Origin of the sequence: Methylocystis sp. SB2 (genome assembly GCF_049817085.1) — a bacterium.
Taxonomy (GTDB): Bacteria; Pseudomonadota; Alphaproteobacteria; order Rhizobiales; family Beijerinckiaceae; genus Methylocystis; species Methylocystis rosea.
Genome location: NZ_CP187401.1, coordinates 3,330,897 through 3,345,723, shown reverse-complemented (window position 1 = coordinate 3,345,723; position 14,827 = coordinate 3,330,897). Strand labels below are relative to the sequence as shown.

The 14,827-nt window shown below is 62.4% G+C and carries 13 protein-coding genes and 2 tRNA genes; 6 read left to right on the top strand and 9 right to left on the bottom strand.

What is annotated here, in order from left to right:
- Nucleotides 1-10 precede the first annotated feature (10 nt).
- Nucleotides 11-95 (bottom strand) — tRNA-Leu (locus ACPS74_RS16245).
- 216 nt (nucleotides 96-311) lie between these two features.
- Nucleotides 312-629: a hypothetical protein gene (locus ACPS74_RS16240; protein ID WP_029651230.1), complete on the bottom strand. Its 318-nt coding sequence runs from the start codon at nucleotides 627-629 to the stop codon at nucleotides 312-314.
- Nucleotides 630-741: 112 nt separating this feature from the next.
- On the opposite strand from ACPS74_RS16240, the gene ACPS74_RS16235 reads away from it, so the two are divergent.
- From ACPS74_RS16235 to ACPS74_RS16225, 3 genes are all read left to right on the top strand, one after another.
- The gene (locus ACPS74_RS16235) at nucleotides 742-2,094 is read left to right on the top strand and encodes a multicopper oxidase family protein (RefSeq protein ID WP_370646317.1); all 1,353 of its coding nucleotides are present in this window, start codon (nucleotides 742-744) and stop codon (nucleotides 2,092-2,094) included.
- Between the two features lie 251 nt (nucleotides 2,095-2,345).
- Nucleotides 2,346-3,278 (top strand): crotonase/enoyl-CoA hydratase family protein, encoded by a 933-nt coding sequence (locus ACPS74_RS16230; RefSeq protein ID WP_029651232.1) that lies wholly within the window; start codon nucleotides 2,346-2,348, stop codon nucleotides 3,276-3,278.
- Between the two features lie 3 nt (nucleotides 3,279-3,281).
- Nucleotides 3,282-5,576, top strand: a complete 2,295-nt coding sequence (locus ACPS74_RS16225; protein ID WP_029651233.1) for a putative bifunctional diguanylate cyclase/phosphodiesterase — start codon at nucleotides 3,282-3,284, stop codon at nucleotides 5,574-5,576.
- Nucleotides 5,577-5,593: 17 nt separating this feature from the next.
- Here ACPS74_RS16225 and ACPS74_RS16220 read toward each other — a convergent pair whose 3' ends face one another.
- Nucleotides 5,594-6,286: an enoyl-CoA hydratase-related protein gene (locus ACPS74_RS16220; RefSeq protein WP_239754751.1), complete on the bottom strand. Its 693-nt coding sequence runs from the start codon at nucleotides 6,284-6,286 to the stop codon at nucleotides 5,594-5,596.
- A gap of 409 nt (nucleotides 6,287-6,695) precedes the next feature.
- On the opposite strand from ACPS74_RS16220, the gene ACPS74_RS16215 reads away from it, so the two are divergent.
- The gene (locus tag ACPS74_RS16215; RefSeq protein ID WP_018407643.1) at nucleotides 6,696-7,274 is read left to right on the top strand and encodes a hypothetical protein; all 579 of its coding nucleotides are present in this window, start codon (nucleotides 6,696-6,698) and stop codon (nucleotides 7,272-7,274) included.
- Between the two features lie 7 nt (nucleotides 7,275-7,281).
- Here the strand turns inward: ACPS74_RS16215 and ACPS74_RS16210 are convergent, their stop codons facing one another.
- Genes ACPS74_RS16210 through proS form a run of 3 tightly spaced genes read right to left on the bottom strand, consistent with a single transcriptional unit; the run spans nucleotide 7,282 to nucleotide 10,588 of the window.
- Nucleotides 7,282-7,965, bottom strand: a complete 684-nt coding sequence (locus ACPS74_RS16210; protein ID WP_029651235.1) for an ABC transporter ATP-binding protein — start codon at nucleotides 7,963-7,965, stop codon at nucleotides 7,282-7,284.
- Nucleotides 7,966-7,970: 5 nt separating this feature from the next.
- Nucleotides 7,971-9,251 carry a lipoprotein-releasing ABC transporter permease subunit gene (locus ACPS74_RS16205; RefSeq protein ID WP_029651236.1) on the bottom strand — a complete coding sequence of 427 codons (1,281 nt, stop codon included), beginning with the start codon at nucleotides 9,249-9,251 and terminating at the stop codon, nucleotides 7,971-7,973.
- On the bottom strand, nucleotides 9,248-10,588 hold the full coding sequence (proS, locus tag ACPS74_RS16200) for a proline--tRNA ligase (RefSeq protein ID WP_029651237.1): 1,341 nt from the start codon (nucleotides 10,586-10,588) through the stop codon (nucleotides 9,248-9,250). The genes ACPS74_RS16205 and proS overlap by 4 nt, the downstream gene beginning before the upstream one ends.
- 176 nt (nucleotides 10,589-10,764) lie before the next feature.
- Here proS and ACPS74_RS16195 point away from each other — a divergent pair, with 176 nt between their 5' ends.
- A complete protein-coding gene (locus ACPS74_RS16195; protein ID WP_370646318.1) occupies nucleotides 10,765-11,100 on the top strand; it encodes a GNAT family N-acetyltransferase in 336 nt (111 codons plus the stop codon).
- A gap of 105 nt (nucleotides 11,101-11,205) precedes the next feature.
- Here ACPS74_RS16195 and ACPS74_RS16190 read toward each other — a convergent pair whose 3' ends face one another.
- The 3 genes from ACPS74_RS16190 to ACPS74_RS16180 all read right to left on the bottom strand — a co-directional run bounded on the left by ACPS74_RS16190 (nucleotide 11,206) and on the right by ACPS74_RS16180 (nucleotide 14,507).
- Nucleotides 11,206-11,739 carry a c-type heme family protein gene (locus ACPS74_RS16190; RefSeq protein WP_029651239.1) on the bottom strand — a complete coding sequence of 178 codons (534 nt, stop codon included), beginning with the start codon at nucleotides 11,737-11,739 and terminating at the stop codon, nucleotides 11,206-11,208.
- A 54-nt stretch (nucleotides 11,740-11,793) separates the two neighbouring features.
- A complete protein-coding gene (locus tag ACPS74_RS16185; RefSeq protein WP_083481382.1) occupies nucleotides 11,794-12,549 on the bottom strand; it encodes an RNA polymerase sigma factor in 756 nt (251 codons plus the stop codon).
- A 98-nt stretch (nucleotides 12,550-12,647) separates the two neighbouring features.
- The gene (locus tag ACPS74_RS16180; protein WP_029651241.1) at nucleotides 12,648-14,507 is read right to left on the bottom strand and encodes an ABC-F family ATP-binding cassette domain-containing protein; all 1,860 of its coding nucleotides are present in this window, start codon (nucleotides 14,505-14,507) and stop codon (nucleotides 12,648-12,650) included.
- 141 nt (nucleotides 14,508-14,648) lie between these two features.
- On the opposite strand from ACPS74_RS16180, the gene ACPS74_RS16175 reads away from it, so the two are divergent.
- Nucleotides 14,649-14,724 (top strand) — tRNA-Glu (locus tag ACPS74_RS16175).
- Nucleotides 14,725-14,827 lie beyond the last annotated feature (103 nt).

Genomic DNA, 14,827 nt, shown 5'->3' with positions numbered 1-14,827 from the left:
TAGGCGGCTCTGGTGCGGGCGGAGGGAGTCGAACCCCCACGACTTTCGTCACCGGAACCTAAATCCGGCGCGTCTACCAGTTCCGCCACGCCCGCGATCGGCGGATAGGCCGCCTCAATTCCCTGCCCGCGAACCGGGATCGCTTGAGATGAAATCGAACCGTTCGACTTCCTCTCAAACGATCCTGTTCCCCCGAAAAGGCGCAGTCCCTTGCGCGTTTTGAGGGCGCGCCAAGGCGCTCCCAAGCGCGAACTCGATTCGTCGGGCGTCGCTCTATAGCATGGACGCGGCGGGATGCCAGCCGCCGCTGGCTATTGTGGCGCCACGCGGTGATCCGCCCCCTCGAGGCCGCGGATCAGCGTAATGACCTTTTCATGACCCTGGGGATCGCGCCATTTGGCGTTGCAAAGCGTCGGACCGCAGACGACTTCCGGAAACTTATAGAGGGGCTTGCCGCGGGCGGTTTTCAGCCCGTAGCCGACGTTGGGCTTCCAGCCGCCGGCGATCAGCGACTGGCGATAATCGGAATAGCCTTGCGAAGCCTGCGCCCACGCCGCGAGCGGCAGTAACCCGCACGCGCTGCAGAAGCCTAAAATAGCGGCAATCTTCTTCATGCGCGGCGCGCTCATGTCTCTAGCCTCCTCGTGTTTTGGCCGTTCTCGCGCTCCCCTCACGGCGCGTGAGACGTTGAAGCTCTCAATCATTGCCCAACGGGCCGGGCTGCGCCATAGCTAGATGGCGATGTCACAACACCTCTCCCGCCGCGTGATTCTTTCTGGCGTCGCCGCCAGCCTGGCGGCGCTTCCGGCGATAGCGCAGTCGCCTCCGCGCTCCCTGCGGCAGATCGAGGCCCGGCCTGGGAAGGCGCGCCTGTCCGGCGTCGGCGACACCAACATTCTCGGTTTCGACGGGATCACGCCGGGGCCTGTCCTGCGCTACCAGCAGGGCGACGACCTCGCCGTCCGTTTCTTGAATAAGCTTGATCAACCCGCGACCATTCACTGGCATGGCTTGCGGGGCGACAATGCGATGGAGGGCGTCGCCCCGTTGACGCAGGCGGCAGTCGCGCCTGGCGGGTCCTTCGATTACCGCCGCACGCTCGCCGATCCCGGCCTATTCTGCTACCGGCCAAGCGTCTACGGCGCGACGCCAGAGCTTGTCGGGCGCGGCCTCAAGGGCCTGCTGGTCGTCGATGAGCCGACGCCGCTGCCCGCAGACGCCGACCTGCTCCTCGTCCTCGACGACTGGCGACTTGATGACGCAGGCCAGATCGTCGGCGGCTTCAACGATCCGGCGGCGGCAAGCGGCGTCGGCCGGGTCGGCCCGCTGCTCTGCGTCAACGGCAAGGCTGCGCCAGCCTTGCAGACCCTGGCGCCCGGCGCCAGGGTGCGGCTGCGCCTGGCCAATCTCAGCAACGCGCGCATCATGGTGCTGTCCCTCGCCGGAGCGCAGCCTTTCGTCATCGCCATCGACGGCCAGCCGTGCGACGCCTTCGAACCGATCAAGCGCAGCATTCCCGTCGCGCCGGGCGCGCGCTTCGAACTGATGTTCGACATGCCGGAGACCGAGGGCGCCAAGGCCAATTTGATCTTGCGCGGACCGAATGGCGAGGATCGCGACCTTTTCGTCGCGGACGCCAAGGGCGCAAAGGCGTCGAAGCGTCCGCCGATAGCGTCGCTCCCGCAGAATGCGGCGCTTCCTGCCGAGATTAAGCTTGCGAGCGCCAAAAAAGTCGATCTCGTGATCGAACCGCGCAGGAATGCGGCGGGCGCCGCCTGGACGATCAATGGCGCGTTGACGAAAGGCTACGAAGGCCAGCCTCTTTTCAAAGTGGCCCGCGGAACCCCGGTGACGCTGGGATTTGTCAATAAGTCGGGAACGGCGCTCGCGATGCATGTTCACGGGCAGTGCATGCGTCTTCTGCATGACCTCGATGACGGATGGGAGCCCTATTGGCGCAACGGCGTGATCGTCCCCCCCGGCAAAACCAAGCACGCCGCCTTCCTCGCCGAATCGCCTGGAAAATGGGCCGTGCATGATGATATTCTGGAGCACGAAGCGGGCGGACTGGCGACTTGGTTCGAAGTCGCCTAGAGCAAGCGTCACAAGGGTTAATAGAAAACCGAAATAGAACCACGTTTTTTCCGTCTGTTCAGACCTTCGTCTGAACTTCTAGGACGGAAAAAGCTTCGAATACGAGTTGAAGGCATTGCCAAATGCTGGATCGAACTCACTTGAAGCTTGGCGGCTTAGCCCGCCCGCGCCGCCGCGCCTTGCGTCGGGACTCGGACGGCTCGTTTTTTTGCGTCATCGAGGGGGGAGGCCTTGGCCCCGAAGTATCAGATATGATCGGCGCCGCGCACCTACGGCACCCTCCCCAAGATTTTCCGCACTGGCGCTTCGAACACCTTGAGATTGAATATGACGCGCCGACGCAATCGGCGTGGATGAATTATCGCGCAGACTCGCCGCACTGTTACACTTTGCGGATGTTGCAGGAGGCGATCGAGTTCCGCGACGCGATCAAACGTCTGGCGCAGACGGAGGGCTCGAAGTGGCCGATCCGCTACATCGTGATGGCCTCGAAGAAGCCGCATGTATTCAGCTTGGGCGGCGATCTTGCGACATTCGTTTCCTGCATCAGGAACAATGACCGTGATTCCCTGTTAACCTACGCCTACGCCTGTATCGAGGTGATGTACGCGCTGACCTCGGCTTTCGATCTTCCTGTCCTGACGCTCTCCGTCGTCAGGGGACAGTGCATGGGCGGCGGCTTCGAAGGGGCGCTGGCCACCGATTTTGTCATCGCCGAGGAGAGCGCGCGTCTTGGAGTGCCCGAGATCGCCTTCAACACCTTCCCGGGAATGGGCGCGGTGACGTTTCTCACCAGGCGCGTGGGGCCGGCGCGAACACAACAGATCCTCTCGGCCGGCCGCGTTTATACGGCGCGCGAACTGTTCGATCTCGACATTGTCGACGTCGTCGCGCCGGAAGGCCGGGCGCTCGAAACCGCCCATGAGTGGATGCTCGACCCTGATGGCGCCAACTGGCGGCGCCGTCAGGCCCTCGTTAACTTTCGCAAGCAATGTTTCCCCGTGCGCAAAGAAGAATTGCTTCGGGTGGTCGAGCTTTGGACGGATTGCTCCATGGCCATTTCACGGCACGACCTGCGCTATATGGAACGGCTTGTCTCGGCGCAGTCGCGTCTTCCCCGCGACGAGCTTCCCTCCGGCAAGGGCGAGGCTTTAAAAGAGCCGCCGCCTTCCAAAGAGGATTAGCTCATGCTCGTCCGCGCGAAGCCAGCCGCCAGCGAAAGCACCGATGTTCAAATCCATAGCGACCTGGTTGAAACCCTGTTCGGCACCGCCGGTTCGTTTTTTGCGGGCCTTCTCGGCGGCCTCATCGCGCCTGCGCTCGCTTGGCTCCTTCTCGGCGATCGAATCTACCTCTACTTCGTGGCGCTGATCGCCGTTCTCGGCGCCTTTCGCCTGTACGTTTTCTTTGCGCATGCGAACACGCCGGTCTCGCTTCGCCGACGGGATTCGCTGGAATGGGAGAGGCTCTACGCGATCGGCGCGGTCGGCTTCATGACGGCGGTCGGCGTGTCCGTCGCGGTCCTGTTCTACAACCACTACAACGACGTGCTCGGCATTTACAGCATCGTCATCATGATGAGCGGCCTTAGCGGACTCGCGGGTCGCAACGCCGGCCGTCCCTGGATTGTTTTGGCGCAATCGCTCGGCCTCGCGCTTCCGCTTGCGATCGCCGCGATGATGCATGAAGAACGGCGCTACCTCGGCCTTGCGCTGATTGTCGTGCTGCTGATCGTCTCCATTCATTCAACGACGAAATTTCTGCACGGCAATCTGGAGTCGGCGCTGCGCAACGGTTTGGACGCCACCCGCCAGCGGCAGAAATTCAGCCTCGCGCTGAACTCGATGACGCACGGTCTGTGCATGGGCGACGCCGACCTGTCCGTCACGGTCGTGAATCGGCGCGTGATCGATTTCTTCGGCATCGTGGCGGCGACGACGCCGATCCGACTGGAGGCGCTGGCGCATGCGATCGGCAAGAGCGTCGGCATGTCGCCGCAGGAAGGCAAAATCTTTTTTGAGCGATGGAAGCGGCACGTCACAATGCCGCGTGCGAACATCTTCACGCACAAGCTCGGCGAACGTTTTTTTGAGTTTCACTGCGAACGCGCCGAAGCGGGATCCTTCATTACCGTCATCGAGGACGTGACGATTCAAAAGCGCGCGCTCCGTGAGATCGAGCGCATCGCGCATTTCGACGATCTGACCAATCTCCCGAACCGCTATCAATTTCAGGAGACGCTAGAGGAGGAAATGGTTCAGCTGAGGCAGCGCGGGCTCCACGCCGCGCTGCTCAATATTGATCTCGATCGGTTCAAAGACGTCAATGACACGCTGGGCCACTCCATCGGCGATCAGCTGCTGTCTGCGGTCGGAGCGCGTCTCGCCGCCTGCGTGCCGCATCCGCATGTCGTGGCGAGGCTCGGCGGCGACGAGTTCTGCGTGCTGCTGCGCGCCGGCGAACGCCTTTCTGACGTTGATGAACTCGCCGCCAATATACTTGCCGAGATGCACCGCACCTTCATCGTCGAAAACCACGTCATCAACATCGGCGCGAGCATCGGGATGGCTGCGGCGCCCAAAGACTCGGAGACCTCCGGCGGCCTGCTCAAATGCAGCGATCTCGCGCTTTACCAGTCGAAAGCTGAAGGACGCGGCAAGGCGATTTGGTATTCCCAGGAGATGCAGGATGCGCTGACCCGCAAACGGGCAATCGACACCGAACTGCGTCACGCGTTCCTGGCGAACGAATTGATCGTCTACTATCAGCCGGTCGTCGATTCCCGCACAGCGACCATCGTTTCCATGGAGGCGCTGCTGCGATGGCGCCACCCGACCCGAGGAATGATCTCGCCGGGTGAATTCATTCCTGTCGCCGAAGAAACCGGCATGATCATCGAACTCGGCGCCTGGGCGCTGCGGCAGGCGTGCAATGACGCGAAATCATGGCCTTCGAACGTCCGTGTCGCCGTCAACATCGCGCCGAGGCAGTTCCAACAGAAGGATCTCGCCGAGATGGTCGCGGCGACGCTCCGTGAATCTGGATTGGAGCCCGACCGTCTGGAGCTCGAAATCACCGAAACGACGCTCATGGTGTCAGATGACGTCGACAGTAAATTACGCGAGATCGAAGCGCTCGGCGTCCGTCTCTCGCTCGATGATTTCGGAACCGGCTACAGCAGCCTCGGCTATCTCAATCGTTTCCCGGTCAAGAAGGTCAAGATTGATCGCTCCTTCGCGCGGCAGGCGATCGAGTCGCCGAAGACGCAGGCGATCATTTCGGCGATCTCTGCGCTGGCGCGGGATCTGTCCATCGATCTCGTCGCCGAGGGCGTCGAAACTGACGCTCAACTCGCCTTCATGGCGAGCAAGAATATTTTTCTCATTCAGGGATATCTTTACACGAGACCGCGGCCAATCGAGGAGCTGAGACCGCTCCTCAAGTATTGGCGCGACGCGCCGCGCCTCGTCAGCGCGGCGTGATTTGCGCACGACAAGCATCAGTTGCGCTCAAGCGCCACCAGGCTCCGCCGATCAACCCCAGGTTGCACCATACGTTGCGCGCGAAAAATCGCGTGCGAGGCGTTATAGCGTCGACCGAATTGAGCGAGGTAGCGCTCTATCGCAGCGGCGCCAGGCTGCGGCTCGACGACGTCTCTAACGATCAGCAGTTCATGGGCGTCTTCGGCGGTGAGCGCCGTATTGCTTTCCATGAGACGTTCCGCCTTGACGAAGCCGAGCGTCCGGCCAACCGCCGCGTAAAGTCCCAGAAGATCAGAGGGATCTCCCGAGAAGGAGAATTGCGCGTCCCTTTCGGCGACGATGGCGGAGCAATGCATCGCGAAGTCGAAATCGGAGCCGCTCATCAGGCCGCGCGCCCAGGCGAGCGTGATCACCGGCGTATCGACGATCAGCTCGGAATTTTCGGCAGCCATCTCTCCGAAACCCTCGGCCGGCCTCGGCGCCTCTCGCACGCCATGCGCGAAATCATAGACGAGGTAGCGGAGCTCGTTCAGCTCCCCTCGGTCGATCGCCGACAAAATCTCGGAAATTGTACGGATCGTTAACGCGTCAAAACCCGGCCGAGTCTTGCGCAATACTAGAGCCTGATGGTCTTTCAACCAGATGGTCGACAGGCTGCCGCCAGCGCCAGAAAGTTCAGTTTGGTCGCGCAGATAAGGAAAGTTCAACATGTGTCCCGCCATAGTTTGGTGAAGGCTCGATTAAGTTAAATGAAAATTTAACTTCGCCAACCCTGGCGCTCATGATTGCCTTGAAATTGCGCCGAAGTTACGCCAAGTGCATGACGTTTAAGCAACTTCTCTAATGGCTGCTTCTGACGAAAAAACATCGTCAGGCGACGAGATTGTACAATAAAAAGCCGCGTAAACTTTTTTCGCGGGCGTGTGGCCCTTGGTCGCGGGACAAGTGAGCGCAGCTAATTTATATTAACTAAAGCGCTGCTGGAGGTTCCGGAATCTTGGCCGTCGCAGCTCGCATTCGGTCAATGGGTGTGCGAAAACTGGCGCGTCGGAACCGGACCTGCGCGCCAAGAAGAGACCGCTCATCGCAGAGCGGCCGGTTCAGAAGGGAGAAAACCAGATGATCATGCGATTTTTCGCCGTTTTGCTATTTGCGGCGGCCGGCTGGGTCACGCAAGCACACGCGCATGGCGACGTCGGCATCAATCAGGGCCAGTGCCTGATGAAACTCGGCCCCGATACAATGACTTTCACAGGGTATCAGCCGCAAAAGTCGCGTGAACAGTTCTGCGACGACATTCCAGACGCCGGTCCCACCATTATCACCCTGGATGCGCAGCAGGACGAACTGCGAGACATGAATCTCGAAATGCGCGTCGTCCGCGACGTGGGCCAGAAGGACGACACCGAAAATCTCGAGGCGAATACAGAGTATTATTCTCCGCCCAAGAAGTATAAGTCTGGCACACTCACCTTCGAACACGTCTTTCCGCAGGAAGGCAAGTTCATCGGTCTGGTGAAGGCGAAAAGCGACGATGGCGCGAAAGAATATGTCGCTCGCTTCCCCTTTTCTGTCGGCTTGACCCAATCCAGGGAAATAACGATCGCCGTGTTCTTCGCGGGTCTGGCGCTCGTTGGCTTCGGGCTCTGGTACAAGAATCAATTCATCGACAAGAAGAAGTCTGCGCCAAAGGCTTAAATCGGCTTCAGCTGAGCAGCTCTACTCGACCGTCGCGTAAGGTTACGCGGCGGTCCATTTGTTTGGCGAGCTCCAGATTGTGAGTCGCGATGAGCGCCGCCAGTCCGGTGCTGCGCGCAAGCGCCAATAAAGTCCCGAAAACATGCTCCGCGGTGCGCGGGTCGAGATTGCCCGTCGGTTCGTCGGCAAGCAGAAGATGCGGCGCGTTCGCGACCGCGCGGGCGATGGCGACGCGCTGCTGTTCGCCGCCGGAAAGCTCCGAGGGACGGTGCGACGCGCGGGGCCCCAGACGCAAATAGTCGAGCAATTGTTGCGCCCGCAGGCGGGCTTCATTCGCGCTCAGGCCATTGATCATCTGCGGCAGCGCCACATTCTCGAGCGCCGAGAACTCCGGCAGCAGATGATGGAACTGATAGATGAAGCCGACGGTGGCGCGCCGCAGACGCGTGCGCTCGGCGTCGGACATGCGCGACGTCGGCGCATTCTTGATCAGCACTTCGCCGCCGTCCTGGCGCTCCAAGAGTCCGGCGATATGGAGGAGCGTCGACTTGCCGGCGCCAGAGGGCGCCAGCAGCGCGACCGTCTCGCCCGGGTAGATGGACAGATTGATGTCCATCAGAATGTCGAGCCGCGCCTCGCCCTCGCGATAGTGGCGCGCGATGCTGCGGAGTTCGAGAACGGCCTCGCTCATCGCGACTACTCGTGCCGCAGCGCTTCGATCGGATCGAGCGATGCGGCTTTCCAGGCTGGATAAATCGAGGCGAGAATGGCGAGCGTGAGCGTCATGGCCACAATGGCCGTCACCTCGCGCGGGTCGACGATCGCCGGCAACCGCGAGAGGAAATAAAACTCCGCGGGGAAGAGATTGGCGTCGAACAGCTTATTAACGCCGAGGCGGATGGTGTCGAGATTTTTCGCCAGCGCCAGACCTAGCGCAAAGCCTGCCAGCGTGCCGACGACGCCGATCGAAGCTCCGATAATCAGGAACACGCGCAGGATCGCGCCTCGCGTCGCGCCCATCGTGCGCAGTATGGCGATGTCCTGAGTCTTGTCCTTTACGAGCATCGTCAATCCGGAAATGATGTTGAAGGCCGCGACCACGACGATCAAAGCGAGAATGATGAAGAGGATGTTTTTCTCGACCTGCAGCGTGTCGAAGAACGTCTTGTTGCGCTGGCGCCAATCGGTGATGATCAGCGGCCGGTCGATCGCCTTTTCGACGTTGATGCGAAAATCGTCCATCTTCTCGGGATCGGTGACGAAAGCTTCGACGACCGTCGCCTCATTCTCCCTGTTGAAGAAGAGCTGCGCCTCGGTGAGCGGCATATAGACGAAGACGCTATCGAATTCGGACATGCCGATAGAGAAGATCGCGACGACTTTGTAGGCTTTGATGCGTGGGGCGACCCCGAAAGGCGTCTGCACGCCCTTGGCGATGAGCAGGCTGACCGAGTCGCCGACGCCGACGCCGAGCGTCTCCGCCAACCGCTGACCGATGGCGACGCCGCCGGCCTTATCGAATCCCGCGAGCGCGCCACTCTTGACGTTGCCCGCCACGCCGGGAAGCCGCGTCAGATCCTTCTCGCGCACGCCGCGCACGAGCACGCCCGACTGGCCGAACTGAGTCGATATGCCGGCCGCGCCCTCGACCATGGGAATCGCCAGCTGGACGCCGGGCAACTTCGCCGTCTTCGCGGAGACCCGGTCCCAGTCCGTGAACGGAGTCTCCACCGCCTGTAAAAATGCGTGGCCGTTGATGCCGATGATCTTGTCCATCAGCTCGCGATGGAATCCGTTCATCACCGACGTGACGACGATGAGCGTCGCGACGCCCAGCATGATGCCGAGGAACGAGAAGCCGGCGATGACCGAGACGAAGCCGTCGGCGCGGCGGGCGCGCAGATAGCGCAGCGCCACCATCCCCTCGAAGGTCGAAAAGGCGCCGGCGCCTCTTGCCGGTTGCGCCGCTTCGGTCATGCCTGAGCCTGTCTCATCGCGGCGACGATGCGGGTGACGGCGTCCTGAGGCGCGAGAAGCTCCCGCTCTCCGGTGCGGCGCTGCTTCACCTCCACCCTGCCCTCAGCGAGGCCCTTGGGCCCGACCAGGACCTGCCAGGGCAGGCCGATGAGATCGAGAGTCGCGAATTTTGCGCCGGGACGTTCGTCGCGGTCGTCATGCAGCACGTCCAGTCCCGCGTTCTGGAGCTGCTCGACGAGATCGGCGCAGACCTTGCCGGTCGCCGGGTCTCCGACTTTCAGATCGGCGACTCCGACATGGAAGGGGGCGACGGATTCGGGCCATATGACGCCATTATCGTCATGGCCAGCCTCGATGATGGCGGCGGCGAGGCGCGACGGTCCGATGCCGTAGGAACCCATTTGCACGACGACCTCCTTGCCGTCCGGTCCGTTGACGACGGCCCTCATCGGTTCGGAATATTTGGTTCCGAAGTAGAAAATATGGCCGACCTCGATGCCGCGCGCCGCGACCCGCGCGTCCTCGGGAACGGCGGCGAAGGCGGCGGCGTCATGCATCTCGCTCGTCGCCGCATAGCGACTGGTCCATTTGTCGACGACCGCCTGCAACGCCGCCGCATCGTCGAAATCGATCGAAGCGGGCGGCGGCGCGAAGGATAGAAAATCTTTATGGCAAAAGACTTCGCTTTCGCCGGTTGAGGCGAGGATGATGAACTCGTGGCTGTTGCCGCCGATCGGGCCGGACTCCGCCGCCATTGGAATGGCGGTCAGACCCAGGCGCGCAAAAGTGCGCAGATAGGCGACGAACATCTTGTTATAGGAATGCTGACCGGCTTCGGCTGTGAGATCGAAGGAATAGGCGTCCTTCATCAGGAATTCGCGCGAGCGCATCACGCCGAAACGCGGCCGCACCTCATCCCGGAATTTCCACTGGATATGAAAGAGATTGAGCGGCAGATCCTTGTATGAGCGCACATAGGCTCGAAAGATCTCGGTGATCATCTCTTCATTGGTCGGGCCGTAGAGCATCTCGCGGTCATGGCGATCGGCGATGCGCAGCATTTCCTTGCCATAGGCGTCATAGCGCCCCGACTCGCGCCACAGATCGGCGGACTGAATGGTCGGCATCAGACATTCGATCGCGCCGGCGCGGGTCTGCTCCTCGCGGATGATGGCGTTGATCTTATTCAGCACCCGAAGTCCGAGCGGAAGCCAGGCGTAAATGCCGGCCGATTCCTGTCGGATCATGCCCGCCCGCAGCATCAGCCTGTGCGAGACGATCTCGGCTTCTTTCGGCGTCTCGCGCAGGATGGGCAGAAAATAGCGGGAAAGGCGCATGTGGGATCCAGTGGGACGAATCGAAGGAGCGGCGAGCATAGCCCGTTCGCCGCCCGGAAAAACGGCGCGGGCGGAGCTTTTGAACCCGGCGCGGCCGAAAACGCAAGCCAAAGACGCCCTTCCCTTTTCGCCGGGCCTGGCCCATTTCGGGAACATGAACGCTTGAGGAGGCCGGCATGGGCAAGGCTGTGGGCGAGACTATGGGCAAGGCTAAAGGTGAGCCTGCGAACAGACATCCCTGGGGAAGCGTCCGCGACAATCCCGAATTCAGTCGCTTCGAACTCGACATCGACGGAGAGACCGCGCTCGCCTATTACCGCATCGACAATGACGTGATGGTCTTCACCTCAACGCAGACGCCGCCGAGCCTGCGCGGTCAGGGCGTCGCCTCAGAGCTCATCCGCAACGCGCTGGAATTTGCGCGGGCGCGCGGCCTGAAGGTTCAGGGCGATTGCGCCTTCGTCGCGGACTATGTGGGAAGACATCCGGAGTTCCGGGATCTTCTTCCCTAAGCGATCGGCCCACCGGCAGCCCTTCTCTGCTCCCGTCTCAAAAAAGAGGCCTCGATACATGCGTCGAGGCCTCTTTCAATTTATCGCCCGCTCGACGGCGCTGGCTTATTTCACCACCGGCATGGTGTAGGACAAAGCGCCGATATTGCCCTTGTCGCCCTTGAAATGCGCATGGCACATCACGCAGTTTTCGGACACGACGGGTATCCCCGTCGCCATGCGCAGATAGCGCTTGCCATCCTTCTCCATGATTTCTTCATAGGCCTGCTCGCCGCCGCGCAGCCTTTTCGCCGCTGTCTTTTCAAAGGCGTCTTTGGGCTCATCGTCGGGATCGCCGACTTTGTCCGTCAGCCCGATCAGCCTGACGTCGTACCAGCCGTTCTTTTTCATCGCGGCGAAGAGCGCCTTGGCGGCCGACGCGGCGGATGGGTCCGATGGGTGTTTGACGTAAGTTTCGTCGATCAGCACCACCGCCGTCTTGAAGACGTCATCGAGCATTTTGATGTGCTGCCGCGTGCGCTCGATCTCGGGATCTTTGATCGGGGCGGCGTTTTCGGCGGATGCGGCGAGCGTCAAGCCGGCCAATCCGCCGACCATCGCAACCGCCATAACGATCTTTCTCTTCATTCCCTTGGTCATCTCTTCCTCCCGGCCCCGGGCGACCGCCTGTGGGCGCATGGGCGCCAACTTCGCTCACGACTGCTGCGTGACGGTCATTGGATGAAGGCCGGCGGAAAAGGTTCCCGAATATTCATGTGGCGATGACAATCGCGCCAGAACGGCGCGCACGCTTTGCGCGCAGCGCGCCCCTCCGAAAGGAAACGCCTCCATGACGAAGGGGCCGATGTCCTTTTCCAGCTGGTCGCGAATGAGACGGCGGGCGCGATGCAGGCGAGTTTTTACGGTCTCCGGCCGCAATTCGAGGATCTGCGCGACCTCGGCGACGGAGAGGCCTTCAATGACGCGCAAGACGAAAACCAGGCGAAAATCCTCAGGAAGCCTCTCGGTCGCCTGCTCGACGAGGCGCAGAATTTCGCGTTGGGCCAGAGATTTCTCGGGATCGTCGCAGTCTTTCGCCTGTGAAGAGAAAACGCCGTCCGAGTCACTTTTCTGCGCGCCGAAGACATGAATGAGCTTCGCCCGGCGGCGGACTCGCAGCCGCGCCGCGGCCTCGTTGATCGTGATTCGCGCGAGCCAGGTGGCGAGCGCGGCCTCGCCGCGAAATTCGTCGAGATGGGTGAAGGCCTTCAGGTAGGCCTCCTGAACCACGTCCTCGGCCTCATGACTGTCGAGCACGATGCTGCGGGCGATCCGATAGAGACGGCGATTGTTGTCCGCCATGATGAGGCGCAGCGCCTCTTCTTCACCCGCGAGAGCGCGCGCCGCGAGCAAGCGTTCGTCTCGCCTCTCCACCTCAGGCGTTAATTGCGTAGCGTGCGTGCCTTCCATCCGATCGGCCTTTCGACGCCCTCAAGGATAAGGCTTATCAGGCGCGACCATAGATCCAGTGAAGGCGCATTTATGCGGGCCCGCGCGGATAGGAGAACTTACGCCTCAGCCTCAGCCGCGATCTCCAGCCATTGTTCCTCGGCGGCGGCGAGCGCCTGCGCGAGTTCCTCGCGTTGCGACGCGAGCCGCGCCGCCTCCTGCGGATTGCGCGCGAAAGCGTCGGGCGCGGCGAGCGCCTCGTCGACGCGGGCGATCAGCTGGGTGAACTTGTCGACGCGCGCCTCGGCGGCGGCGAGCTTGCGCCGCGCCTGCCCCGCGTCGCGGCGCTTGGGCGCCTCTTGCTTTGATCCCTCTTGCGCCGGCGCAACGGGAATGCGCCTCGGCTCTTCATCGCGCGATTTCGAGAGCACCTGCCGCGCATAATCGTCCATATCGCCGTCGAAGGCGCGCACGGTTCCGTCGTCGACCAGCCACAGGCGATCGGCGCAGGCCTCGAGCAGATAGCGGTCATGCGAGACCAGAACGACGGCGCCCTCGTAATCGTTGATCGCCTCGATCAGCGCGGCGCGGCTGTCGATGTCGAGATGGTTCGTCGGCTCGTCGAGGATCAAGAGATGCGGCGCGTTGAAGGTGGCGACGCCCAGCAGCAGCCGCGCCTTTTCGCCGCCCGAAAGCTTGGCGATGAGGGTTTCGGCCCGCGCGCCGGAAAATCCGGTCTGCGCCGCGCGACCGCGAATGCGCGCCTCGGGAGCGCCCGGCATCAGCCGCGCGAAGACGGCGTAAGGCGTTTCGCCCTCATTCAGATCGTCGACCTGATGCTGCGCGAAAAATCCCGCCTCCAGCTTCGGCGCGCGCACCATCTCGCCGGCGCAGGCCGAAAGCCGCCCGCCGAGCAATTTGGCGAAGGTCGACTTGCCATTGCCATTGGCGCCGAGCAGGCCGATGCGGTCGTCGTTGGAGATCGACAGCGTGAGCCGCGACAACACGACCCGATCGCCATAGCCGACCGCCGCTTTCTCCAGCGCGATGATCGGCGGCGACAGCGGCTTCTCGGGCGACGGCAGACGGATCGGCAGGACCGAATCGTCGACGATCGCCGCGATCGGCTCCATTTTGGCGAGAAGTTTCAAGCGCGACTGCGCCTGGCGCGCCTTCGTCGCCTTGGAGCGGAAGCGATCGACGAAGGCCTGCAGATGTTTGCGCTGCTCTTCCTGCTTCTTGGCGCCCTTGACGGCGAGGAGCTGCGCCTCGCGTCGCTGTTTTTCGAAGGAGGAGTAGTCGCCCTTATAGAGCGTCAGCTTGCCCCGCTCGAGATGCAGAATATGCGTGGCCACGTCGTCGAGCAGATCGCGGTCATGGCTGATGACGACGACGCTCGCCGGATAGCGCGACAGATAATCGACCAGCCACAGCGTGCCTTCGAGATCGAGATAATTGGTCGGCTCGTCGAGCAGCAGCAGGTCCGGCTGCGCGAACAGCACCGCCGCCAGGGCGACGCGCATGCGCCAGCCGCCGGAGAATTCCGACAGCGGCCGGCGCTGCGCCGCGGCGTCGAAGCCCAGCCCGTGCAGGATGGCGGCGGCGCGGGCGGGCGCCGAATGGGCGTCGATGTCGGCGAGCCGCGTCTGAATGTCGGCGATGTCGTGCGCATCATGCGCGGCCTCGGCCCGCGCCAGCAGGTCGGCGCGCTCAAGGTCGGCCGCCAGCACGAAGTCGATCAGCGCCGTCGGACCGCCCGGCGCCTCCTGCTCGACGCGACCGAGCCGTGTGCGGGCGGGAATGGAGATCGCGCCGCTTTCCGGGGCGATTTCGCCGCTGATCAGCCGGAACAGCGTGGTCTTGCCGGCACCATTACGGCCGACGAAGCCCGCGCGGGAGCGTCCCGGGAGGAACACCCCGGCGTGGTCGAACAGCAGCCGGCCGCCGAGCCGGTAGACGAGATCGTTGATCGTGAGCATTGCTGCGATGCTTTAGGGCCTGGCCCCAAGGGGTGCAAACGCGAGGCCATGCGCGGCGATCTGGCGCCGCGGTCGGCCTTGTCTTGCGCCGCCCGCGCCTCTATACACGCCCTCGCGCCGCCGCAATGCGGCCGCGCAGCCGCGCCCATCGTCTAGAGGCCTAGGACGTCGCCCTTTCACGGCGAAAACAGGGGTTCGAATCCCCTTGGGCGCGCCACTTCAAACTGGGAACGCCAATTCCCGCTGTTTTCCCGCCTGATGCGGCGACAAGCGTGCGCAGGGGCGCGCTCTTGTGGCCCGTGCGCGATTGATTCGGCGCC

What these genes read in the sequence shown, in the direction of transcription:
- proS (WP_029651237.1), bottom strand. Translation starts at nt 10,588, where the DNA reads ATGCGCCTTTCCCGCTATTTTCTGCCCATCCTGCGCGAGACGCCGAAA.
- ACPS74_RS16205 (WP_029651236.1), bottom strand. Translation starts at nt 9,251, where the DNA reads ATGACCGAAGCGGCGCAACCGGCAAGAGGCGCCGGCGCCTTTTCGACC.
- ACPS74_RS16230 (WP_029651232.1), top strand. Translation starts at nt 2,346, where the DNA reads ATGATCGGCGCCGCGCACCTACGGCACCCTCCCCAAGATTTTCCGCAC.
- ACPS74_RS16195 (WP_370646318.1), top strand. Translation starts at nt 10,765, where the DNA reads ATGGGCAAGGCTGTGGGCGAGACTATGGGCAAGGCTAAAGGTGAGCCT.
- ACPS74_RS16240 (WP_029651230.1), bottom strand. Translation starts at nt 629, where the DNA reads ATGAGCGCGCCGCGCATGAAGAAGATTGCCGCTATTTTAGGCTTCTGC.
- ACPS74_RS16180 (WP_029651241.1), bottom strand. Translation starts at nt 14,507, where the DNA reads ATGCTCACGATCAACGATCTCGTCTACCGGCTCGGCGGCCGGCTGCTG.
- ACPS74_RS16215 (WP_018407643.1), top strand. Translation starts at nt 6,696, where the DNA reads ATGATCATGCGATTTTTCGCCGTTTTGCTATTTGCGGCGGCCGGCTGG.
- ACPS74_RS16210 (WP_029651235.1), bottom strand. Translation starts at nt 7,965, where the DNA reads ATGAGCGAGGCCGTTCTCGAACTCCGCAGCATCGCGCGCCACTATCGC.
- ACPS74_RS16185 (WP_083481382.1), bottom strand. Translation starts at nt 12,549, where the DNA reads ATGGAAGGCACGCACGCTACGCAATTAACGCCTGAGGTGGAGAGGCGA.
- ACPS74_RS16235 (WP_370646317.1), top strand. Translation starts at nt 742, where the DNA reads ATGTCACAACACCTCTCCCGCCGCGTGATTCTTTCTGGCGTCGCCGCC.
- ACPS74_RS16225 (WP_029651233.1), top strand. Translation starts at nt 3,282, where the DNA reads ATGCTCGTCCGCGCGAAGCCAGCCGCCAGCGAAAGCACCGATGTTCAA.
- ACPS74_RS16190 (WP_029651239.1), bottom strand. Translation starts at nt 11,739, where the DNA reads ATGACCAAGGGAATGAAGAGAAAGATCGTTATGGCGGTTGCGATGGTC.
- ACPS74_RS16220 (WP_239754751.1), bottom strand. Translation starts at nt 6,286, where the DNA reads ATGTTGAACTTTCCTTATCTGCGCGACCAAACTGAACTTTCTGGCGCT.